This is a genomic window from Shewanella sp. KT0246 (assembly GCF_019654955.1).
Taxonomy (GTDB): Bacteria; Pseudomonadota; Gammaproteobacteria; order Enterobacterales; family Shewanellaceae; genus Shewanella; species Shewanella goraebulensis.
This window is the reverse complement of the sequence record NZ_BPEV01000164.1, coordinates 1-418: the sequence shown is the minus strand read 5'-3', so window position 1 is coordinate 418 and position 418 is coordinate 1. Positions and strand designations below refer to the sequence as shown.

Annotated in this window: 1 protein-coding gene; it reads right to left on the bottom strand. The window is 46.4% G+C overall.

What is annotated here, in order from left to right; all coding sequences use genetic code 11:
* The coding region (locus tag K5Q58_RS20980) for a VCBS domain-containing protein (RefSeq protein WP_220755760.1) at positions 1-418 on the bottom strand (418 nt) is incomplete at both ends.

Below are 418 nucleotides of genomic sequence, written 5' to 3'. Positions count from 1 at the left end.
TTTCTGCGCTGAACTGAGCTTGGCCGTTATCACTATCAGTAATGGTTAACGCACCATCAACCCTTAATAATCCCGAGTGAACGTCTTTATCTTCAGTGAGCGTTGCAGTTGAAGTGCCTGCAATCACTGCTTTATCGTCAGTACCGTTAATGGTCACGGTGACTTGTTGTTCAGTGCCATCAACAGAGTGAACCAGCAATGTGTCAGTTACCGACTCACCCGTTTTTAGACCTTGAATCGTGGCTTGTGCGTTATCCGCGGTGTAGGTCCAATGGCCGAGATTATTGATAGTCAGCGTACCAAATTGACCTTGCAGGGTTTCTGCGCTGAACTGAGCTTGGCCGTTATCACTATCAGTAATGGTTAACGCACCATCAACCCTTAATAATCCCGAGTGAACGTCTTTATCTTCAGTGAG